The organism is Pseudomonas sp. NMS19W (assembly GCF_051554255.1).
GTDB classification, from domain to species: domain Bacteria; phylum Pseudomonadota; class Gammaproteobacteria; order Pseudomonadales; family Pseudomonadaceae; genus Aquipseudomonas; species Aquipseudomonas kribbensis.
Genome location: NZ_CP136718.1, coordinates 1,759,734 through 1,781,754 on the forward strand (window position 1 = coordinate 1,759,734; position 22,021 = coordinate 1,781,754).

The window sequence follows — 22,021 nt, forward strand, 5'->3', positions numbered from 1 at the left end:
GGGGGCTGGATGACACTTTGATGTCGGCGCATGCCTGACCAGCGATTATTTTCTCCGGTATCTACGGCTACCCGGTAAGCGTAGACCACCCTCAAAGTCCCGGCTGGCAAGGGACTTGGCCGATGTATTGCAAGTTGTCAGCGCGACCGTTCGGTAGTTTTGTCATCTCTCGGTCATCTGCACTGCCTAGGCTTGCAACACGACCGAACGGCGCAATAGTCGTGCGGTTTTGCCCCGAAACAGTGCTGGTCTAGTCCAGATAGGTAACGTTGATGCGCGATGAGGCAACAAAAGCGGTGACAGCCATTGGGCAGATCCTTCAGGAGCAGCTCGACCATGGATTGCTCGTGGCGGGCAGCAAGTTGCCGGCCGAGCGCAAGCTCAGCGAGTTGTTCGGCACTACGCGCATTACGGTGCGTGAAGCCTTGTTGCAACTGGAGGCCCAAGGGCAGATTTATCGCGAGGAACGTCGGGGCTGGTTCGTGTCGCCGCCGCGGCTGGCCTACAACCTGATGCAGCGCAGTCACTTTCACGCGATGGTCAGTGCGCAGGGGCGGGTGCCGTCGACCGAGGTGATTTCGGCGCGGTTGCAGCCGGCGTCAGCAGCGGTGTGTGCGTGGTTGCAGTTGCCGGCGTTGTCGAGCGTGATTCAGATCTGCCGGTCGCGGCGGATCGACGGGCGGCTGGTGTTGTATGTGGAGCATTATCTGAATCCGCAGTATTTCCCGGGGATTCTGGAGTTTGATTTGAATCAGTCGATTACCGAGCTGTATGCGCGGCATTACGATTTGCACTATGGGCGGGTGCGGTTCGAGATTGTGCCTACGTCTTTATCGGTCGATGCGGCGGCGGCGTTGCGGGTTTCGGTGGGGAGTCCGGGGTTGCGGATTGCTCGGGTCAATTATGATCAGTCGGGGCGGTTGATTGATTGTGATCTGGAGTTTTGGCGGCATGATGCGATTCACGTTGGGGTTGACGTTGTTTGACCTTGACCTTGACCTTGGCGGCCTTTGGGCCGACCAGGTTTTGGGTTGTTTTGGGTGAATATCCGTTGCTTCGGGTGTGGCGGCTGACGGTTTCGCCCTTACGGCGAGTCCCTTTTTCAGACGCCAAAAAGGAACCAAAACGCTTGGCCCCTGCGTTCGGCCCCTCGCTGAGGCTCGGGGTTCCTTCGTTCCGGGATTCATCCGGGGGCATCGCCTACGGTTTGCTTCGCTGCACCTCCTCTCGATGTGTTCGACTTCGTCGAACGGCGCTACGCGCCTACCCCCGGATGAATCCCTCCACTCAGCCTGCCGATGGGGCCGGCACGGCAAAAGCGGTACTCGAGCTAACGCTCATCGTTTTGAGTGGGGGAGGCGTGGAGGTTGGGTTACTCCTGAGTTTGGCCACCACCACCTGCGGTAATCACCTGCACATTCATCCTCGGTGTCGCCAGATCCAGCCCGGCCTCATCCAGATGCCTTTTCAGCGACAGATTGAACGCCCGTGAAACTTCACACTGTTTGATCGGTGCGGTCTTGAACCGGGCGCGCAATATTGCGTTGCCGGATTCGAAGCTTTCCACACCCTGAATCTCCAGTGGCGACCAGATGTTGCGGCGTTGCAGCGGGTCGGTGCGCATTTTCTGGCCGACTTCGCGCATCAGTTTGATGGCTTCGTCGATGTTCATGTTGAAGGGCACCGCCACGCGGAAGATCGCGTAGCCGAATTCCCGGGAGTAGTTTTTGATGCTTTTGATTTCGCTGAACGGGATGGTGTGGACGATGCCGTCGATGTCCCGCAGGCGGACGGTGCGGATGGTCAGGCCTTCGACGGTGCCGAGGTGGCCGCCGACGTCGACGTAGTCGTCGATGGCCAGGGAGTCTTCGATGATGATGAACAGGCCGGTGATCAGGTCGGCCACCAATGACTGGGCGCCGAAGCCGATGGCCAGACCGATCACGCCCGCACCGGCCAGCAGTGGCGTGACGTTCATGCCCATGTTCGCCAGGGCGACGATCAGGGCGATGATGAAGATCGCCACGAACAGCACGTTGCGGATCAGCGGCATCATGGTTTGCGCGCGGGCGTTGGCCAGGCCTTTGCGGGAGCGGGTGAGGGCGTGGTGGACGGCGGTGTCGCTGAGGATCCAGATCAGCCAGGCGAAGATCAACGTGCCGATCAGGCTGAACAGTTTGACGCTGATGTCGTGGCCTTCACCTTCGGTGAAGCCGATCAGTGACATGCCCCAGACCCGCAAGCCGAGTTCGATGAAGGCCAGCCACACCAGCAGATGCGCGAGGGTGTAGAAGAAGCTTTTCAGGCGCTCGGAATACAGCGCGTGGCGTTTCGGCCCGCGTTGGGGTTTGAGGGCGTGACGGCGAACGAGGCCGTTGATGACCATGCACAACACCAGCAGCACGGTGCAGATCAGCGACTGGCGCAAGGCGGTGCTGGTGTCGCCGGCGGAGACGAAGGTGGCGAACAGGGAAATCCCCACCAGCACCAGCGCCGGCACGTACCAGAAGGTGCCGAGGATATCGATGGTGTCGCTGAGGGCGCGACGGGTCAGGCGGCGGGACAGTGGCTGGTTGCGGATCAGGTGCGCGATGGGGCGGCGGAAGCGCAGGATGAATAGGCCGGTCGAGAGCGCCGCCAGCACATTGGTGACGGTCGCGGCGGTGTGGGCCAGGTGTACGCCCAGACCTGCCACCAGGCGCGGATCGTTCAGCCCCTCTCCGAACGCGGCGAAGCTGCCGATCAGCCACAACGGGCGGAAGGCCTGATGCCGCAGGATGTACAACGCACGGTGGCGGTGCGGGCCGTCGAGTACGGAAAAGGCGATCACGCAGATCGCCGAGAAACAGGTGCCGACTACCAGAGCGTAGGCCAGAACCATCGCCAGGCTTTTGCCGAGGGACGATGGCAGCGCGTAGCTCATGTAGACGGTGATGACCAGCGCGATCATCCACGGTCCAAGCTTGCGCAGGGCGAAGCGCAGCATGTCGAGGGCCCGGGGATGTTGCGGCAGTTCTTCGGTCAGGCCGAATCGCATGCGCACCCGGTGGCCGAGCCAGATCAGCGCGGCGGCGAGCAGGCTCCAGACCATCAGGATCATGGCGAAGCCGAAGATGATCGGCAGCCATTCGCTGGCTGGCATTATCAGGGCGGACAGTTCGTCCTTGGCCAGTTCGAATTCGGCAGACCAGCGATTGAGCGGGCTGTCGCTGCCGGTGAACTGTTTTTCGAAATTGGCCAGGGTGCCGCCGATCAGGCCCAGCACCCCTTCTTCCGGGGTGGCCTGGGCTTTTTTCGTGGCGTCGCGCAGTTTTTTCAGGTCGCCCAGCAACTGGGTGCGCTGCTGATCGTTTTCCAGGGACTTGATGACTTCGTCGAGTGACTGGCCGAGCGGTTCCTGGGCTTCCGGTTGCGCCTTGTTCGAGCCATTGAGCAGGCCGGGCAGACCCACCGCGTGGGCAGGCGCCGACGGCAGCAGCGTCATCAGGCAGACGAGGAACAGGCAGGGCAGGGCAAAGAAACGAGCGAACACTAGGCGGTCAACCTCGCAAGGGGCGGATCGGGCGAGTGTACGAGCCCGCCAGAATCAATGCGAGCCGGGCGCGGATTTATTCGTTGAGTTTGGCGAGGATCTTGTAGACCACGGTGGCCAGGATCATCAGCATGCCGATCCACATGGCGAGCACGCCGGCGTTCTTGTCGCGGAAGTTGAAGCCGATCGCCAGCAGAATCATTCCGGACAGGATCGGAATGAGCATGGAGTGGAACGCAGACATCGAGATCATGGCGACAGCCTTGTCGAAGGGGATGACTTGAGTCTAGGTCGCTTTTTGCCGACCGGTGGTGATGTGTATCAGAAATGAGCCGGTTTCGCAGGGCAGGGGATCGCAACGCGGAGTTGCGATCCCCGTGGTTTCTACGGCAGTTCGCGACTGGCGTAGAACGCGCTCAGTACTTTCACCAGATGCGCCAGGTCATGGCTGCCGCACAGCTCGCGGATCGAGTGCATGGCGAACGTCGGCAGGCCGATGTCGACGGTGCGCACGCCCAGGTGGCTGGCGGTGATCGGACCGATGGTCGAGCCGCAGCCCATGTCGCTGCGCACCACGAAGCTTTGCACCGGGACTTCTTCGGCCATGCACAGATGACGGAAGAAACCGGCGGTTTCGCTGTTGGTGGCGTAGCGCTGGTTGCTGTTGACCTTGATCACCGGGCCGGCGTTGAGTTTCGGGCCGTGATTGGCGTCGTGCTTTTCGGCGTAGTTCGGGTGTACGCCGTGGGCGTTGTCGGCCGAGACCAGCAGGGATTTCTGAATGGTGCGGACGAACTCGTCACCTTCGGGCAACAGGCGACGCAGGGTCTGTTCCAGCATCGGGCCGTCGGCGCCGCAGGCCGAGCAGGAGCCGACTTCTTCGTGGTCGTTGCACACCAGCACGCAGGTTTCTTCGGTGTCGGCGGTCAGCAGGGCTTGCAGGCCGGCGTAGCACGACAGCAGGTTGTCGAGGCGGGCGCCGGCGATGAAATCACCGTTCAGGCCGATGACCGCAGCGCTCTGGGTGTCGTAGAAGCTCAGCTCGTAATCGAGCACCACGTCGGCATTCAGACCGTGCTCGCGGGCCAGTTGATCGGTCAGTACAGCACGGAAGTCTACACGCTCGTCACCGGCGAACTGCGCGAGAATCGGCGGCAGTTCGGTCTGGGCGTTGATGGCCCAACCCTGGTTGGCTTCACGGTTGAGGTGAATCGCCAGGTTGGGAATGATCGCGATCGGGGCCTTGAAGTCGATCAACTGGCTCTCGACCTTGCCATCGCGACGGAAGGTGACGCGGCCGGCCAATGACAGGTCGCGATCGAACCACGGTGCCAGCAGCGCGCCGCCGTAGACTTCGACACCCAGTTGCCAGAAACCCTGGCGTTGCAGTTCAGGTTGCGGCTTGACCCGCAGGCACGGGCTGTCGGTGTGGGCGCCGACCAGACGGATGCCATCGTGCAGCGGGGAGTTGCGGCCCATCTTGATCGCGACGATCGAGGAGTCGTTACGGGTGACGTAGTAACGGCCATTGGCTTCGGTGTGCCAGGTCTCGCGCTCGTCGAGGCGCACATAACCGGCGGCCTCCAGGCGTTGAACAAGGCTGGCGGTGGCGTGAAACGGGGTAGGGGAGGCCTTGAGGAAGTCGATCAGGCCTTGGTTCAACTCTTCGCGCATAAGAAGCTCCAGACAGCAATGGGCGGGAGTTTAACGCATCGGCCTGATGCTTGGGACATGACATGTACCGCTCGCGTCAGCGAGCGGCGGCCACGCGTTTTTTCAGGTAGGACATGATGACTTTTTCGTCTTCGGTTTTTTCCGGGCGAGGCAGTTGTTGCGGCCAGCGGCTCTGGTTCAGGAGCTTTTTCTGACGGCTTTCGTCCCAGCGAAGAATCTCCCGCGAGGCACATTCCCACCACTCATGGCGACAGGCGCTGTAGTACGGATGATCCGGGGCGGCGCTGCCGTACAGCAGATCGCGACCGACCTTGCGCAGGGTGCCTTTCTGGTTGCGCAGCTTCCATTTGATTTTCAGGCGCTGCCACGCGGACGGGAACGGTTTGACCCTTGGTACGTCCTTGCACAGATCCACCAGCCGCTGGCTGAACTTTTCGCCGTGCTGGGCGAAGAAAAACGCCTGCATCGCGTGGAAAAAGCGCTTTTCCGCAAAGTAGTGATAGACGTACTTGCGGGCCTCGACCACCGGCCGTTTGCGCATGGCGAACGACAGGGCGACCTGTTCGATGGTATGGATCTCGAAACCGTCTGCTGTCCATTCGTCGATCAGGCGGATCGACTCCTCGAACAATGCGCCGTCGCTGTCGGTCACGCCGCACAGCCCGCTGTTGTAGAGCTTGAAGCCGTTTTCCGGGGTGACGCCATGGGCACCGAGATCGCGACCGAGCTTCAGGTAGTCGTCGCGCTCGAAGACATCTTTCCAGTCGTATTCGAAGCGATCCATCACCGACTGCCCGGCAGTAATGTGCGGGAACAGGCGGTTCGGGTCACTGGTGAACAGGGTGTCGGTATCGACGAACAAGGTCTTTTCGGCCAGTTGCAGGCCGGCGGCGATGGCGCAGGCCTTGCGTCGGTGGTGATAGCCGTGGTGGCCCTGCCAGCGAGTCAGTGTCGGTTCGTCGAGCAGCACGGTATCGACCGGCCAGCCTTCGTAGTCCTGCGGCCGATCAGTGAGAACCCTGATTGCCGGGCGTTTGCCGGTCTTGGCCTGGGACAGGGCAGTCAGGATGCTGAACTTGGCTTCGCGCCGGTAAACATCCTGGTTGCCGTAGATCAGGTAAAGCAGTTGGTGACGGGTCTTCTTGACGGGTGTTGCCAGGGAATCAGTACAACTCATCCGGAACAAAATCCTTTAAAACAGGCGACTGCCGGTCAGGCAGTGCTTAAAACGGAGCCGGGCATTCGAAGCGCAAGCGTTCGCCGGACTGTGGGTGGGTGAAGCTGAGCATGCTGGCGTGCAGGCACAGGCGCGGCCAGGCGGCGAGGGCCTGTTCGTGAGCGTAGAGCCCGTCACCGAGCAGCGGATGACCGATGGACAGCATGTGTACGCGCAACTGGTGCGAACGGCCGGTGATCGGCGTCAGCTCGACGCGGCACCAGTCGCCGCAACGTTCCAGCACGCGCCAGAAGGTCAGGGCGTGTTTGCCGAATTCGTGGTCTACGACGTGGCGTGGTTTGGTTGGCGGGTCGTAGCGCAGGGGCAGGTCGATGCTGCCGCTGTCCAGTTCCGGCTGGCCCCAGGCCAGGGCGGTGTAGGCCTTTTCGGTTTCACGGTCGTGAAACTGCCGCGACAGTTCGCGGTGGGTGTCGGCGTCGCGAGCGAGCAGGATGATGCCGGAGGTTTCCCAGTCCAGACGATGGACGATGCGCGCTTCCGGGTAGCCATTTTCCTGCAGGCGGGTGATCAGGCAGTCCTTGTTGTCGTCGGCCCGGCCGGGCACCGAGAGCAACAGGGTCGGTTTGTTCACCACCAGTACGGCGGCGTCCTGATGGATGATGTGGATGTTGGACAGCGGCATTAAAACAGCCTCGTAACAAATGCCAACGGCGGCTCAGGGCCCTCCCGGTGGGGGAAGGGCCCTGAGCCGCCGTCGTTCCTGCCGGATCGACTCAGCGATCGGGCAGGGTGATGTTGAGTTCCAGAATCGAGCAGCTGCCCTGGCTTTCCAGTGCCACGTGTACGTCGTCGTTGCCGATGTTGACGTACTTGCGGATCACTTCCACCAGTTCCTTTTGCAGGGATGGCAGATAGTCAGGGGTGCTGCGCTGGCCGCGTTCATGCGCCACGATGATCTGTAGACGCTCTTTCGCGACCGAGGCGGTACTTGGCTTTTTGTTGGCACGAAAGAAGTCAAAAAGGTTCATTACCTACCTCCAAACAGACGCTCGAAGAATCCCTTCTTCTCGACATTCAGGAACCGGTGTTCTTTTTCCTTGCCCAGCAAGCGATCAACGGTATCGCTGTAGGCCTGGCCGGCGTCGCTCTGGTCGTCGAGGATAACCGGGACGCCCTGGTTGGAAGCCTTGAGCACGGCCTGGGATTCCGGAATGACACCCAGCAGGCGCACGGCGAGGATTTCCTTGACGTCTTCGACGCCCAGCATTTCGCCTTTTTCGACGCGCTCCGGGTGGTAGCGAGTGATCAGCAGGTGTTCCTGGATCGGTTCTTCGCCGCGTTCGGCGCGACGGGACTTGCTGGCCAGCAGGCCGAGCATGCGGTCCGAGTCACGTACCGAGGAAACTTCAGGGTTGGTCACGACGATCGCTTCGTCAGCGAAGTACATGGCCAGGTGGGCGCCTTTCTCGATGCCCGCCGGGGAGTCGCAGACGACGAACTCGAATTGTTCCTTGAGCTCCATCAGGACTTTTTCCACGCCTTCCTGGGTCAGCGCGTCTTTGTCGCGGGTCTGGCTGGCGGCCAGTACGTAAAGGTTTTCCAGGCGCTTGTCTTTGATCAGGGCCTGTTGCAGGTTGGCTTCGCCGTTGACCACGTTGACGAAGTCATACACCACGCGGCGCTCGCAACCCATGATCAGGTCGAGGTTACGCAAGCCCACGTCGAAGTCGACGATCACTGTTTTGTGGCCGCGCAGAGCGAGGCCGGTACCGATAGCGGCGCTGGTGGTGGTCTTACCCACACCACCCTTGCCGGATGTAACCACGAGAATCTTGGCCAAGGTGTTTCACCCCTAAGGAAGAAGGACTGTTCAGCCCCTGAAAAACATCTCTTGAAAACTACTGCAGTCGGACAGCCTTGGCTGGAATTCGGCTTTTGGCCTTTTTCCTACTTCGTTTGAGCCGTTTTCGCTACGTTTTAGAGATGCTTGGAAAATGCGGCAGTATCCGTTAAAGCCGAATGATGTTCAACACGTCGCCCGACAGGCTGACCTGTACGCCCGAACCCCACATCGGATCGCGACGCAGGTCTTCGGAAACCTTGTAATGGCCTGCGATGGAGATCAGTTCAGCGCTCAATTGCTGACAGAAAATCCGCGCCTTGGTGTCGCCCTTGACCCCGGCCAGCGCACGACCGCGCATCGGGCCGTATACATGGATGTTGCCATCGGCGAGAAGTTCCGCCCCCGGACTGACCGAGGACACCACCACCAGATCGCCACCTTGTGCATATATCTGTTGGCCACCACGTACTGGCGTGGTGATGACACGGGTCGGTTTGACGGTCGGCTCCGGCGGTTTTTCCGGCTTCTTCGGTGCAACGGGTTCGGCGGTTTCCAGTGGTCGCTCACGGGCGCCGGACGGCGGCAGCACCGGGATGTCGATGGCGATGGCGGCGGCGATGTCTTCGATGCGGCTGGCGCGGATCGCCAGGGTGCGCAGGCCGTGCTGGCGACATACGCGCATCAGGCCTGGCAGATCGACCGCGCCTTCGCTCGGCGGCAGTTTGTCCAGCGCCAGGACCAGCGGCGCATTGCTGAAGAAGTTCGGTGCCTGGGCGACTTTGGCGGCCAGTTGCCGATCGAGGCTGTCCAGGTCGTTACGGGACAGCTCGAGCACCGTGATGGCGAGCATGCTGCCCTTCAACTGGAACACGGGATCTTGGTCTGGCGATTCGTTTTGGCTCATGTCGGCATACAACGGCTTGTCACTAAAAGTGCCGAGACTTATAACGAGAACGCCCGCCAGCCGCAAGCCGGGCTGAACGATGTAGAATGCGCGGCCACTTATTTACGGAAGCTTTAATGGATCGCCCGCGTTTTCGAAAAGCATTTCTCGCGCCACGCTTCTGGCCGCTCTGGTGCGGCCTGGGGCTGTTGTGGCTGACGGTGCAGTTGCCCTATCCGGCATTGCTGGCCATCGGTCGTTTTCTCGGCGCCCTGATGTACCGCTTCGCCGGCGACCGGCGGCGCATTGCCAAGCGCAATCTGGAACTGTGTTTCCCGGAAAAATCCGCCGCCGAGCGCAAGCGCCTGCTCAAGGAAAACTTCGCCTCCACCGGTATCGCGTTCTTTGAAATGGCGATGAGCTGGTGGTGGTCCCGTCAGCGTCTGGCAAAACTGGCTCACGTCGAAGGCCTGGAGCATCTGCAAAAGGCCCAGCGCGAAGGCAAGGGCGTGATTCTGATGGCGGTGCATTTCACCACCCTGGAAATCGGCGCGGCGCTGCTCGGCCAGCAGCACACCATCGACGGCATGTACCGCGAACACAAGAACCCGCTGTTCGATTTCATCCAGCGTCAGGGCCGCGAGCGGCACAATCTCGATTCGCTGGCAGTGGAGCGTGACGACGTGCGTGGCATGCTCAAACTGCTGCGTTCCGGGCGCGCGATCTGGTACGCGCCGGATCAGGACTACGGCGCCAAACAAAGCATCTTCGTGCCGTTGTTCGGCATTCAGGCCGCGACGGTCACCGCCACCAGCAAGTTCGCCCGACTGGGCAAGGCGCTGGTGGTGCCGTTCACTCAGGAGCGTCTGGCGGACGGCAGCGGCTATCGTCTGGTGATCCATCCGCCGCTGGAAGGTTTCCCGGGGAGACCGAAGAAGCCGATTGCATCCGCATCAATCAGTGGGTGGAAGGCGTGTTGCGCGATTGCCCCGAGCAGTACCTGTGGGCGCACCGGCGCTTCAAGAGCCGTCCGCCGGGCGAGCCGAAGCTGTACGCCAAACGTCGTTGATTCACCCCATCCCATAAGCACCACGGAGCGTTGCGATGAGCCCAGCTGAACCGGTCACAGGTTTGATTCTTTCCGGCGGCGGGGCTCGGGCGGCGTATCAGGTGGGGGTGCTGGCGGCAATTGCCGAATTGCTGCCGCTGGGGGCGGACAATCCGTTCCCGGTGATCGTCGGCACGTCGGCCGGGGCGATCAACGCAGTCAGCCTCGCCAGCGGCGCTACGGACTTTCGGGCCGCCATCGAACGCCTGACCCTGTTCTGGCAAGGCTTTCGCAGCCATCGCGTGCTGCGCAGCGACTGGCCGGGGGTGATCCGTCAGGCCAGCCGCTTCGTCAGTCACAGTTTGCTGGGCATGGGCCGGCACTTGCCGGTGGCGCTGCTCAACAGCTCGCCGCTACGGCATCTGCTCGATGAAAAACTGCACATGCCCGGCATCGCCGAATCCATCGCCCGCAAGCAGTTGCACGCGGTGGCGGTGACGGCGTTCGGCTACGAGTCCGGGCAGGCAGTGACCTTCTATCAGGGCGGCGGCAGCATCGATGCCTGGCTGCGCCATCGGCGCATTGGCGTGCCGACGCAATTGACCGTGGAGCACTTGCTCGCCAGTTCGGCGATCCCGTTGTTGTTCGCGCCGGTGAAAATCGGCGAGGAATACTTTGGCGATGGCGCGGTGCGGCAGTCGGCGCCGATCAGCCCGGCGCTGCACTTGGGCGCGAGCCGGGTGCTGGTGGTGGGCGTCAGCGGCAACCCGCGCGGGTTCGACCCGGCACAACCGCTGGAGCGCACTTATACCGGTCAGCAGCCGACGCTGGCGCAGATCGGCGGGCACATGCTCAACAGTACGTTCATTGACAGCCTGGAAAGCGATATCGAGCTGCTCCAGCGTCTGAACCAGTTCAGCCATCTGATGCCCGAAGGCACGCCGATACGCACGCTAGGCGTGGCGCCGGTGGAGGTGCTGGTGATCTCGCCAAGTCAGCCGATCGATGAAATCGCGGCGCGGCATCGTCAGGAATTGCCGGCGGCTTTGCGGCTGTTCTTGCGTGGGCCGGGGGCGACTAAAACGAGCGGGGCAGGGGTGTTGAGTTACTTGCTGTTCGAGGCGGGGTATTGCAGTGAACTGATCGACCTTGGGCGGCGCGATGCGCTGGCCAAGCGCGATGAGCTGTGCCGATTTCTCGGGATTGGCGAGGCGGTGGTTCCGGCCTGAAACAGATGGCGCCCGGGTGGGCGCCATCGTCAGCACTATCAGAAGTGGAACTTCACCAGGAAGCTGGTCACGTTCTGATTGGTGGTGAAGGCACGGGTGTCGTCGATCCCGTACTTGTCTTTCCAGTAGTCGTATTCCACACCGACGTACAGCTGCTTCTCGCCGAAATTCAGCGCCTTGCCCAGGTCGTATTTGACCTGTGGGTTGAAGTGCAGGTTGGCGTGGTATTCGCCTTTGCTGTTGACGTCGTTGTCGACCACCCAGTCCATGTAGCCGTCGATCAGCACGTTCGAGTTGCCGACCGGAATGGTGTAGGACCAGACCGGGGTGATCTGCCAGACGTTGTCACCCGGACGCGAACCTTCGGTGTGGCGCTGGTAGAAGTTCAGCTGGAAGTAGTCGAAGCCCGGAATCGCCAGGTCGAAGCCTGGACCGATCAGGTAGGACTCGACGTCGCCTTCGCCGAACTCGTAGGTCATGGCCAGCAGCACGTCTTTGATCGGGCCGAATTCGATCTTCTGGTCGAGCACCTTGCCCAGCGAGATACGTGGCTGGAACTCACCGTAGTAAGTGTTGTTGCCGACGCCGCCGTCAGGCTTGCCGTTGTAGAAAATCTTGTCGACGAACAGGAAGTTGTCGCCGTACTTCCACGCATCGGCGTGCTCGAAGGTGACGGTCTGCTGGATGGCCGGGTTGACCTTGAAGTCTTTGCCGTACAGGTAGGTCAGGCTGTTGTTCTGCCATTGCAGCAGGCCGTCGGCCATGGCCTGGCCCCCCGCCAGCATGGTTCCCGCAAGCATCAGGCTGGTGCTCATACGTTTCATTCGGTTGCTCCCAAAGTAGGTATTCCACGTTTATTTTTTTGAGTCGGCGCTCTGGTGTGGCGCCTTTTTTCGTTGCCGCAAAAATCATCCATTCGGTCAGCTTTGATGCTGTTAGCAAGAGCTGAGCCAAGGCTTTTCGAAAAGCAAAAAAACGCCCGTCGGCTGCTGAAAAACAGTCGATTGAGCGTGTTTTCGGGACGCCTCGGTACTGACCGGGGCCGGGATAAGTTGGCCCGTCGGTCAGGAATTAAATCCGGGCTTTTTTTAGACCGAATTCAGGAGGCCGCGGAGAATACTGACTCAACGGCCAGGCCTCAAGTGCCCCGCAACAGAGCACCGACGACAGGTAGGCGGCACGGTTGCGGGTCATCTTAGAAGTGCACCTTCACCAGCAGGCTGGCGGTGTTCTGATTGGTGTCGAGGTTGTGGCTGCTTTCGACCCCGTATTTGTTCTTCCAGTAGCTGTATTCGGTACCGACATACAGCTGCTTCTGACGCCAGCCGAGGGCTTTGCCCAGGTCGTATTTGATCTGCGGGTTGATGTGCAGGTTGGCGTGATAGGTGCCGCGGGAGTTCTCGTCGTTGTCGACAACCCAGTCGAGGTAGCCGTCGATCAGCACGTCGGAATTGCCCAGCGGAAAGCTGTAGGACCAGCCCGGGGTGATCTGCCAGACACCATCGCCCGGGCGCGGGCCTTCGGTCTGGCGGCGGAAGATGTTCAGGGTGACGTAGTTGAAGCCAGGCACTTTCAGGTCGAAACCGGGACCGATCAGATAGGCCTCGCTCTCGCCTTCGCCGTACTCGTAGGTCATTGCCAGCAGCACGTCCTTGATCGGGCCGAATTCGATCTTCTTGTCGAAGATCTTGCCGAAGGAGAAGCGTGGGGTGAATTCGCCGTAGTAGGTGTGCGGGCCTTTGTTGCGGTCTTCCTGGCCGTTGTAGAAGATCTTGTCGACGAACAGGAAGTTGTCGCCGTATTTCCACTTGTCAGCGTGCTCGAACGTCACCGTCTGCTGGATCGACGGATTGATCGCAAAGTTCTTGCCGTACAGGTAGCTCAGGCTGTTGGTCTGCCACAGCAATAAATCGCCGGCCATGGCTTGTGATGCGGCCAGCAGGCCGCCGCTCAACAACACGTTGGTTTGAGTCCGGATCATCTGTTGCTCCCTCTTGTTTTTATTGTTTGAGGCAAAGCTGTCGCGAGGGGGCAGGCGTAGGCGAGCCCCCTTTTTTACTCTTCGGGTCAGTGCGGGTGTGCGTGACAGTCGTTGATGGCCGCGCGCTCGGCGCCGCCCAGGATGTTGAACAACAGGTTCAGCGTCAGTGCGCTGAGGGTGGCCATGGCGATCCCGCTGTGGGTGATCGGGCTCATCCACAATGGCAGGTGGGCGAAGAATTCCGGACGCACCACCGGGATCAGGCCCATGCCGATGCTTACCGCCACCAGCAATTGATTGCGTCGGTCACCGATGTCGGCTTCCTGCAGGATCTTGATGCCGGTGGCTGCCACCATGCCGAACATCGCAATCGCCGCACCACCAAGTACCGCCGGTGGAATCGACGCCACCAGGAACGCCGCTTTCGGCAGCAGGCTGAGGACGATCAGCAGACCGCCGGCAACGATGGTCACCGAGCGGCAGCGCACGCCGGTCATTTGCACCAGGCCGATGTTCTGCGCGAAGGAGGAGTGGGTGAAGGTGTTGAAGAAACCGGCAACGAACGATGCGCCAGCATCACACAGCAAGCCGCGACGCAGCATGCGCGGGCAGACTTCCTGGCCGGTGATCTTGCCCAGCGCGAGGAACATGCCGGTGGACTCGACAAAGATGATCACCACCACCAGACACATCGACAGGATCGGCGCCAGTTCGAACTTCGGCATGCCGAAATGCAGCGGGGTGACGAACTGAACCCATGGCGCGTTGGCCATGCCGCTCAGGTCGACCATGCCGATGGCGCCGCAGAGCAAGTAGCCCAGGCACATGCCGATCAGCACGGAAATGTTGACCCAGAAACCGCGCATGAAGCGGTGGATCAGCAGAATGGTCGCCAGCACCAAAGCGGCGATGGCCAGATAAATCGGTGAACCGAATTGAGCGGCGCCAGCGCCGCCACCGGCCCAGTTCACGGCCACGGGGAACAGCGACAGGCCGATCGAGGTGATGACCGTGCCGGTCACCAGCGGCGGGAAGAAGCGTACGACCTTGGACATGAACGGCGCGATGATCATGCCGAAGAACCCGGCGGCGATGGTCGCGCCGAAGATTCCCTGCAGACCGATGCCGGGCATGCCGGCCATGGCGACCATGCTGCCGACGGCGGCGAAACTGGCGCCCATCATCACCGGCATGCGAATGCCCATCGGGCCGATCCCCAGGGATTGCACGATGGTGGCGATGCCGGCGACCAGCAGGTCGGCGTTGATCAGGAAGGCGATTTCTTCACGACTCAGGCCAGCGGCCTGTCCGATGATCAGCGGTACCGCGATGGCGCCGCCGTACATCAGCAGAACATGTTGCAGACCGACCAGGATCAGTTGCAAAAGGGGCAAACGCTGAATGGCGGGTGCGTCGGGGATGCGCGCTTTGGACAGCTCGGACATGCAACACCTCGGATCTTTTTTATTCTTGTGATTGAACAGCTGCCGGGTTGCTCACAGCTGTTTCTTTGCATCAGGTAAACCGCGTTGCGGCAATTCGCCGGCAAGCCAGCTCCCACACAGGCAGTGCAAAACCCTGTGGGAGCTGGCTTGCCAGCGATGCTTTTACTGCTTAGTTGGTCTGGGCTCCCTGGGCGATCCATGCACCGATCAGGTCACGTTCCTGCTGGGTCATCTGCGTGATGTTGCCCAGTGGCATGATCTGCGTGGTGATGGCTTGCGCCTGGATCCGCGCCGCGTTCTGGCGGATCTGCTCGGGGGTGTCGAACATCACACCGGCCGGGGCAGCGCTGAACAGCGGGCTGGTCGGTTTGGCCGAATGGCAGACCGCGCAGCGTTCCTGGATCACGTTGTGCACCTTGTCGAACGCAGGACCGGCGTTCGACGCCTGAGCCGGAGCGGCAGCAGGTGCAGCAGGTGCGGCCGGTTGTGCCGCTTCAGCCGGTTTCGCGCCACCACCCAGGGCCGTTTCCGGCAGCGGCTGGTACTCGATTTTCGCAGGAGCCTTGGCCACTTCCGGCGCGGTCGGCATCGGCGCAGGGCCGGTGACGTACGCCAGGGTGATCATGCCCACCGCTGCCACCGGCAGGGTCCAGGCAAACTTGTGGCTGTCGTGACGGGTGTTGAAGTAGTGACGCACCAACACCGCCAACACTGCGATCCCGGCCAGGATCAGCCAGTTGTACTGGCTGCCGTAAGTGCTCGGGAAGTGGTTGCTGATCATGATGAACAGCACCGGCAGGGTGAAGTAGTTGTTGTGACGCGAACGCAGCAGGCCTTTGGCCGGCAGCGCCGGGTCCGGCGTGCGGTTCTCGGCGATCGCGGCCACCAGTGCGCGTTGTGCCGGCATGATGATGCGGAACACGTTGCCGACCATGATGGTGCCGATGATCGCGCCGACGTGCAGGTACGCACCACGACCGCTGAACACCTTGCTGAAGCCAAACGCCGCGCCGATGATCAGCACGAACAGGATGAAGCCGAGCAGGGCAGGTTTCTTGCCGAGGGGCGAATCGCAGAGGAAGTCGTAGATGAACCAGCCGGCGATCAGCGAACCGATGCCGATGGCCACGCCTTCAGGGCCGGTCAGGCCGCTGCCGGGTGCCACGAGGTAGAGCACGGGGTTGGAGTAGAACACCACGCACAGCAGCGCGATCCCCGACATCCAGGTGAAATAGGCTTCCCATTTGAACCAGTGCAGGTTCTCCGGCATCGACGGAGGGGCCAGTTTGTATTTTTCCAGGTGATAGATACCGCCGCCGTGGATCGCCCACAGATCACCGGCAAGACCGGTTTTCGGGTTGACGCGGTTGAGGTTGTTCTCCAGCCAGACGAAGTAGAACGACGCGCCGATCCAGGCCACGCCAGTGATCATGTGAACCCAGCGCACGCTCAGGTTCAGCCATTCCAACAGATGTGCTTCCACAGTCTTTACCTCTCGCCCGTCACTCTTGTTGTCGAGTGATCGGACCTTCTCTTATTGGTGGGGGGCGAGGATCAAACGCTCATCCTCTTTGAAAAAATGCTCATCGCAGTTATTGCCTGTGCCACTGCGATCAACCACCAGGAAGTCATCCCGCTTTTCGATCGTCAGCACCGGGTGGTGCCAGACGCCGCGATGGTAATTGATGCCCTGCCTGCCGTTGGTGACGAAGGCGCGGACCAAGCCTGATACAGGTACATCGCCAAGTGGCGCGACCACGATCAGAAAGGGGTTGCCGAGCAGCGGAATGAAAGCCTGGCTGCCCAGCGGATGGCGTTCCAGCATGCTCACGGTCAGCGGCATGTCCTGCGCGTCGGCGCGGAAGATGCTGATGATCGCGTTGTCCTCGGGCGTAGCGGTTTCGACCGTCGCCAGTTTGTGGAAGCGCATGGTCGAACCGTTGTTGATCATGAAGTGATCGCTGCCGTCGGTTTCGATCACGTCACCGAACGGGGCGAAGGCTTCTTTGGTCAGCGGTTCAATCGTCAATGTGCGCATGCTGTTCTTTTCCGAATTCTGTGTTGTTGGTTCTGCTTTGTGTGAGGAGGGAGCAAGCTCCCCCTTACAGGGTTCAACGCTTACTTGGCGACCTTGCCGAACAGGCGCAGGCGGCTCACACCACCGTCCGGGAACACGTTCAGACGGATGTGGGTGATCGGGCCCAGTGCCTTGATCTGCTCGACGAAGGTGTGTTCGGCGTGCATTTCCAGCTTCTGGCTCGGCAGCAGTTCGCGCCAGAACAGCGACTGGGTTTCGATCTGGCTGTCGGTGCCGCCTTTTACGAACGCGCCCTGGATCGAGCAGCTGTCCGGGTAGTTGCCCTTGAAGTGCAGGGTGTCGACGACGATTTTCTCGATCTCGCCCGGGTGGCCCAGTGCGACGATCACCCAGTCATTGCCCGGGGTACGACGACGCGCGGTTTCCCAGCCGTCGCCCATGTTGATGCCACGGCCCGGGTTGAGGATGTTGCTCATGCGGCCGAAGTGTTCGTCGGAGCAGGCGAGGGCGCGGCCACCGTTGAGAGCTGCTGCCAGGTCGACTTGCTCGTTGTCGCCAACCGCCGACCAGTCGCGGAACGGAATGCCGTACACGCGCAGACGGGCCACACCGCCATCCGGGTAGATGTTGAAGCGCAGGTGGCTGAACGCCTTGTCGTTGCTGATTTCGTGGTAGTGGTGGCTGTTGCCTTGCAGCTCGACGGCCGACAGCACTTCAGTCCACTGGGTGTTTTCGTCCGGCTCGCCCGAGGCCAGGAAGCACGCTTCCAGCGAGGCCGATGGCGGGAAGTTGCCGGTGAAGAATGAAGTGTCGATGTCCACGCCTTTGATCGAACCCGGTACGCCCAGGCGGATTACCGCGCTGTCGTAGCCTTCGAAGCGCTTGCGGCGGGATTCCCAGCCGTCCATCCACTTGCCGTTGTCGTCGAACACGCCCTCCTTCCACACGGCCGGGGTCGGCTGAAACAGACGATTGGCGTCTGCGAACCAGTCATCGGTGACCGAGATGATTTTGGTGCCCAGACGGGCATCGGCCAGGTTGACGAACTTCTCGAAAGGTACGGCGTAAACTTTCATTCTTCTTGTCTGCCTTTAAATAAGTGGCTGGGGATGCTTGCGAGGCCCTGGGCGTTCTCCGCGTCTGACACGCTCGGGCCAGGCTTGCTAAAGAGTCAGTAAACGGAACAGGGCGATCTTGTTGATCTCCGCCAGCGCGCATTTGAACTCGGTGTCGACCGGGTTGTGAATGCGCGTTTCGAACGCCGCGAGGATCTGATGCCGGTTGCTGCCTTTTACCGCCATGATGAAGGGAAACTTGAACTTGGCCTTGTAGGCGTCGTTCAGCTCGGTGAAGCGAGAAAACTCTTCGGCCGTGCATTGGTGAATACCGGCGCCAGCCTGTTCATTGGTGCTGGCTTCGGTCAACTGGCCCTGGACGGCAGCTTTGCCGGCCAGGTCCGGGTGAGCGTTGATCAGTGCCAGCTGACTGGCGTGATCGGCGCTCAACAGGATGTCGCTCATGCGCTGGTGCAGGGTTTCGATCTGGTCGATCGAAGCGTCCTGGCCCAGGTCGAAGGCCTTCTCGGCCACCCATGGCGAATGTTCGTAGATGTCGGCGAAGGCTTTGACGAAGGCGTCGCGGCTCAGGGTCGACGGTTTCAGGGTTTGAAAGGTGCTCATTTGGCAGCCCCTTGGTACGGGTGGGTTTCGTGCCAGTGACGGGCGATGTCGACGCGGCGGCTGAACCACACCTGTTCATGACTTTTAGCGTATTCGATAAAGCGTTTGAGCGACGCCAGACGCGCCGGACGGCCCACCAGTCGGCAGTGCAGACCGATCGACAGCATCTTCGGTGCTTCGGCGCCTTCGGCATAAAGCACGTCGAACGCGTCTTTGAGGTATTCGAAGAAATCGTCGCCCTTGTTGAAACCCTGGACCTGGGTGAAGCGCATGTCGTTGGTGTCCAGGGTGTACGGGATCACCAGGTGCGGCTTGCCGGTCGGGTTGTTCGGTTCCCAGTAGGGAAGGTCGTCGTCGTAGGTGTCGCAGTCGTAGAGGAAACCGCCTTCTTCCATCACCAGACGACGGGTGTTCGGGCCGGTGCGGCCGGTGTACCAGCCCAGCGGGCGCTCGCCGGTGAGTTCGGTGAGGATGCGGATCGCTTCGAGCATGTGCTCGCGTTCCTGGGCTTCGTCCATGTACTGGTAGTCGATCCAGCGGTAGCCGTGGCTGCAGATCTCGTGACCGGCCTCGACCATCGCGCGGATCACGTCCGGGTGACGCTGGGCGGCCATGGCCACGGCGAAGATGGTCAGTGGAATGTCGAATTCCTTGAACAGTTTCAGGATCCGCCAGACGCCGGCACGGCTGCCATACTCGTAAAGCGATTCCATGCTCATGTTGCGCGCGCCTTGCAGAGGCTGGGCCGCGACCATTTCCGAGAGGAAGGCTTCGGATTCTTTGTCACCGTGCAGGATGTTGCGCTCGCCGCCTTCTTCGTAATTGAGTACGAACGACAGGGCGATCCGGGCATTGCCCGGCCAGTGTGGGTGAGGAGGGTTACTGCCGTAACCGATCAGGTCGCGTGGGTAGTCAGCGCTCACTGCAGTCTTCCTTCTTATTCGTTGACAGATTGTGTGGCGCCCTGAAGTTTGGATGGCAGGCTGGCGTCACAGCGATGGGCTGATTGTATACAACTTTATTCTCAATTTGTAAGCCTGAATTTTCGCATTTTTCACCGGCTGTCATCTTTTGCTGTTAATGGCGTGAACCTGCAAGAAACCTGCCTGACCAGTCAGCTAATGGATTGGGGGTTCAATGAATGCAAGGTTGCAGGGCAAATCACCGGGAAATCGAAGGATGGCGGTGGTGAGCGGAAAAATGTCGTTTTTATTGTGTACAATTTTTTTGAAAAGTGTCTTAATCAGTCGCTCGCCGCAGCTTTTCGTGCTCCGAAACGGTGCGGTCTCCTTTTCAACTGACTTCGGGAGGCGCGAAGTCTGACTGCTCCACGCAGGCAGGCGCGCAGAATCAATGGGACGTTTGACAACACACGTTTTGGACGCTGCACACGGTTGCCCGGGCAGCTCGATCAAGGTCGAGCTGTACCGCGTTGAAGGTTCGCACCTGGAATTGGTCGCCAGTGCGCTTACCAACAGCGATGGCCGGGTCGATGCGCCGCTGCTGCAAGGCGATGACTACCGTACCGGTGTCTATCAGGTTCAGTTCCACGCCGGCGATTACTACCGCGCCCGTGGCGTCCAGTTGCCGGAGCCGGCATTTCTGGACGTGGTCGTGCTGCGGTTCGGCATCTCTGCCGAACAGGATCACTACCACGTGCCGTTGCTGATCTCGCCTTACAGCTATTCCACGTACCGGGGCAGCTGACCCCCAAGCAGCTGCCTCCACCGGGAAGCGACTGCGCATATAGCTTCTTTGGTCTTTCGCCCGCTCACACTGCGGGCTTTTTTTCGTCTCGCCAAAAGCGTTGCTGATTAAAGGTCGGCAAGGGTTGCGAGCCTCGACTCATCATCCCTGACGATGAAAATACTGTCCGGTTGCGAAGCATGAATCTGAGATCCACCCTTGAGCCACACCAGTCGGTTTTCAGCATGTGCCTGGAGCATTTCCTGCAATGCCGGGTATCCGACCTGAGTGTTCAACCGGGCGTCGCTGGCATCAGGGCCGGAGCTCAGGGGCTGATGAATTTTCTTGCCCCTGACGCGATGCAGGCTGATGAAAAAGACAAAGGGATGATTCTCCCGGCGAAACACCAGGGCCGGAAAAGTAGCTGAAGGCGTTGTCATGAAAACATCGTATCCCTGACGATTCAGGAGGTTAGCCATGAGTCGTTTGATATCGGTGCCTGACTGCGTTGTTTTGAAGTAATCCCATTCTTGCCTTGTCAGATCGAAGTCCAGTCGTTGCAGAGAACCCTCCGGCGTCAGGGGTGGCAATTCCAGGGTGCGGCTCGACCCTGGTCCGCTGCTGGAGGTTGTCAGCGTCGGTAGCATCAGCAACGGATCGGCCAGTGGCGCGTGAGGTGTGCTGTTACCGCGCCTCAAGTCATTGAACGTTTGCCTGAGCCGGGTCAGGCCGACGCCGGTTGCCATGTTTCCGTCGTTGGCCAGGTTGAACTGGTGTCTGGTCACCTTGTTCACCGAGATTTCCGACAACTGCGGAAAAAAAGTGGTGATGTATTGCTTCAGAGGGTGTTGAAAGGGCAGGTTCGGATCAACCTCCCACTGATTGGCAGGCGGCACGCGGATCGCGCCTCTGGGTTGCTGCATCAGGTCAGTGCCGAGAATGCGCTCCATGTAATCGAAATCGTATACCCAGTGCTCCGGGTTCTTGATGTAGACGATCGGGTGGTCCGGGTCGCTGCCACGCGGCACCAGCAGAAACCGGGTGCCATCGACTTCAATGCTGTCGACCGCTGCCTGCAGGCGGGGCGCTTCCCATTTTTTCCAGGGATCGGACCATTCATCACCCGTTGAGGTGGAAGAACGTTTGGGCGCGACAACTTCTTGCGGATCATCATCCGGATTTCGCAGACGCTTGAGCGTCAATCTGGAATCGCTGCTCCCGGCACCCTCGTCAGTGGGTTTCACGCGCCAGGTGAGAGTGCCTTCCACCCGCTCGACACGTGGACCGGAAGGTCTGAAGTCGCTGTTCAATCTGGCTCGGAAATGGTTGTCCGAATCAATGCCCAGCAACACGGTTCCCCCTCCTGAAGATCCACGAAGTGCCTCTGCGTCCCGAGTTCCCGAATGCCGGAAAGCGCATTCGGCGCCGGAAGCCTGGATAGCTGACTGGGCGCAAGGAAAAAGTGCTCGATCGGCGCATGGGCCACGACAGGGGTGATATGGGTCTCGGGCGGAAGGTCGACGATCTCCAGAGGAGCATGCCGGGAGGCGCTTGATTGAACCGACATCCTCGGGGGATCGAGAGGCACTCGGTCTTCGCCGTGGGGCGCGATGTTCAGCGGCAACCTGTGGAGTGCCGGTGGCCCGAAGTCGGGAAGGGTGAAAGGCGTTTCGGGGGAGGTGGTTGATGTACCGGGTTTTATCGGGCGTTTGGGGCTCATGGGTATTTCACTCGCAAGGTCGATTCACGTTGATCTGGCCAGAAGAGGCCGGATGTTCGGTGAATCAACGTTGCGAGGTGCGGTAC

General features: G+C 60.6%; 20 protein-coding genes and 1 pseudogene. 4 read left to right on the forward strand and 17 right to left on the reverse strand.

The window, feature by feature from the left end:
- Nucleotides 1-272: 272 nt before the first annotated feature.
- Nucleotides 273-986, forward strand: coding sequence for a UTRA domain-containing protein (locus R1A29_RS08060; RefSeq protein ID WP_134825959.1), 714 nt, complete (start codon nucleotides 273-275; stop codon nucleotides 984-986).
- Nucleotides 987-1,372: 386 nt separating this feature from the next.
- Here the strand turns inward: R1A29_RS08060 and R1A29_RS08065 are convergent, their stop codons facing one another.
- The 8 genes from R1A29_RS08065 to minC all read right to left on the reverse strand — a co-directional run bounded on the left by R1A29_RS08065 (nucleotide 1,373) and on the right by minC (nucleotide 9,130).
- Complete coding sequence (locus R1A29_RS08065) at nucleotides 1,373-3,532, reverse strand: mechanosensitive ion channel domain-containing protein (RefSeq protein WP_438301115.1); 2,160 nt, start codon at nucleotides 3,530-3,532, stop codon at nucleotides 1,373-1,375.
- 76 nt (nucleotides 3,533-3,608) lie between these two features.
- Nucleotides 3,609-3,785, reverse strand: a complete 177-nt coding sequence (locus tag R1A29_RS08070) for a hypothetical protein (RefSeq protein WP_167443765.1) — start codon at nucleotides 3,783-3,785, stop codon at nucleotides 3,609-3,611.
- A 131-nt stretch (nucleotides 3,786-3,916) separates the two neighbouring features.
- Entirely contained in the window at nucleotides 3,917-5,206 is a 1,290-nt protein-coding gene (locus R1A29_RS08075; RefSeq protein WP_085710626.1) for a M18 family aminopeptidase, read from the reverse strand.
- 76 nt (nucleotides 5,207-5,282) lie between these two features.
- A complete protein-coding gene (locus tag R1A29_RS08080) occupies nucleotides 5,283-6,383 on the reverse strand; it encodes a hypothetical protein (RefSeq protein ID WP_438301116.1) in 1,101 nt (366 codons plus the stop codon).
- A gap of 46 nt (nucleotides 6,384-6,429) precedes the next feature.
- A complete protein-coding gene (locus R1A29_RS08085) occupies nucleotides 6,430-7,065 on the reverse strand; it encodes an RluA family pseudouridine synthase (protein WP_038367008.1) in 636 nt (211 codons plus the stop codon).
- A gap of 91 nt (nucleotides 7,066-7,156) precedes the next feature.
- A complete protein-coding gene (gene minE, locus R1A29_RS08090; RefSeq protein ID WP_007960071.1) occupies nucleotides 7,157-7,411 on the reverse strand; it encodes a cell division topological specificity factor MinE in 255 nt (84 codons plus the stop codon).
- A complete protein-coding gene (gene minD, locus R1A29_RS08095) occupies nucleotides 7,411-8,223 on the reverse strand; it encodes a septum site-determining protein MinD (protein ID WP_064378705.1) in 813 nt (270 codons plus the stop codon). The genes minE and minD overlap by 1 nt, the downstream gene beginning before the upstream one ends.
- Before the next feature lie 169 nt (nucleotides 8,224-8,392).
- Entirely contained in the window at nucleotides 8,393-9,130 is a 738-nt protein-coding gene (minC, locus tag R1A29_RS08100) for a septum site-determining protein MinC (protein ID WP_085710676.1), read from the reverse strand.
- 116 nt (nucleotides 9,131-9,246) lie between these two features.
- Between minC and R1A29_RS08105 the strand changes: the two are divergent.
- Both R1A29_RS08105 and R1A29_RS08110 read left to right on the forward strand, forming a co-directional pair.
- A pseudogene (locus tag R1A29_RS08105) lies at nucleotides 9,247-10,178 on the forward strand (lipid A biosynthesis lauroyl acyltransferase).
- Nucleotides 10,179-10,213: 35 nt separating this feature from the next.
- Nucleotides 10,214-11,386, forward strand: coding sequence for a patatin-like phospholipase family protein (locus R1A29_RS08110; protein WP_423205186.1), 1,173 nt, complete (start codon nucleotides 10,214-10,216; stop codon nucleotides 11,384-11,386).
- Nucleotides 11,387-11,424: 38 nt separating this feature from the next.
- Here the strand turns inward: R1A29_RS08110 and R1A29_RS08115 are convergent, their stop codons facing one another.
- From R1A29_RS08115 to puuE, 8 genes are all read right to left on the reverse strand, one after another.
- Nucleotides 11,425-12,210, reverse strand: coding sequence for an outer membrane protein OmpK (locus R1A29_RS08115; protein ID WP_085710630.1), 786 nt, complete (start codon nucleotides 12,208-12,210; stop codon nucleotides 11,425-11,427).
- 371 nt (nucleotides 12,211-12,581) lie between these two features.
- Nucleotides 12,582-13,367: an outer membrane protein OmpK gene (locus R1A29_RS08120; protein WP_438301117.1), complete on the reverse strand. Its 786-nt coding sequence runs from the start codon at nucleotides 13,365-13,367 to the stop codon at nucleotides 12,582-12,584.
- An 86-nt stretch (nucleotides 13,368-13,453) separates the two neighbouring features.
- Nucleotides 13,454-14,812 carry a nucleobase:cation symporter-2 family protein gene (locus tag R1A29_RS08125; protein WP_438301118.1) on the reverse strand — a complete coding sequence of 453 codons (1,359 nt, stop codon included), beginning with the start codon at nucleotides 14,810-14,812 and terminating at the stop codon, nucleotides 13,454-13,456.
- A 169-nt stretch (nucleotides 14,813-14,981) separates the two neighbouring features.
- Entirely contained in the window at nucleotides 14,982-16,295 is a 1,314-nt protein-coding gene (locus R1A29_RS08130; RefSeq protein ID WP_265811888.1) for a urate hydroxylase PuuD, read from the reverse strand.
- Nucleotides 16,296-16,346: 51 nt separating this feature from the next.
- Nucleotides 16,347-16,850 (reverse strand): ureidoglycolate lyase, encoded by a 504-nt coding sequence (locus R1A29_RS08135; RefSeq protein WP_027613342.1) that lies wholly within the window; start codon nucleotides 16,848-16,850, stop codon nucleotides 16,347-16,349.
- An 80-nt stretch (nucleotides 16,851-16,930) separates the two neighbouring features.
- Nucleotides 16,931-17,926: an allantoicase gene (alc, locus tag R1A29_RS08140; protein WP_438301119.1), complete on the reverse strand. Its 996-nt coding sequence runs from the start codon at nucleotides 17,924-17,926 to the stop codon at nucleotides 16,931-16,933.
- An 87-nt stretch (nucleotides 17,927-18,013) separates the two neighbouring features.
- Nucleotides 18,014-18,529, reverse strand: coding sequence for a 2-oxo-4-hydroxy-4-carboxy-5-ureidoimidazoline decarboxylase (uraD, locus tag R1A29_RS08145; protein ID WP_085710634.1), 516 nt, complete (start codon nucleotides 18,527-18,529; stop codon nucleotides 18,014-18,016).
- Entirely contained in the window at nucleotides 18,526-19,452 is a 927-nt protein-coding gene (gene puuE / locus R1A29_RS08150) for an allantoinase PuuE (protein ID WP_007960032.1), read from the reverse strand. Before puuE ends, uraD begins: the two co-directional genes overlap by 4 nt.
- Before the next feature lie 430 nt (nucleotides 19,453-19,882).
- Here puuE and uraH point away from each other — a divergent pair, with 430 nt between their 5' ends.
- On the forward strand, nucleotides 19,883-20,236 hold the full coding sequence (gene uraH / locus R1A29_RS08155; RefSeq protein WP_011333195.1) for a hydroxyisourate hydrolase: 354 nt from the start codon (nucleotides 19,883-19,885) through the stop codon (nucleotides 20,234-20,236).
- 107 nt (nucleotides 20,237-20,343) lie between these two features.
- Here the strand turns inward: uraH and R1A29_RS08160 are convergent, their stop codons facing one another.
- A complete protein-coding gene (locus R1A29_RS08160; RefSeq protein ID WP_438301121.1) occupies nucleotides 20,344-21,567 on the reverse strand; it encodes a hypothetical protein in 1,224 nt (407 codons plus the stop codon).
- Nucleotides 21,568-22,021 lie beyond the last annotated feature (454 nt).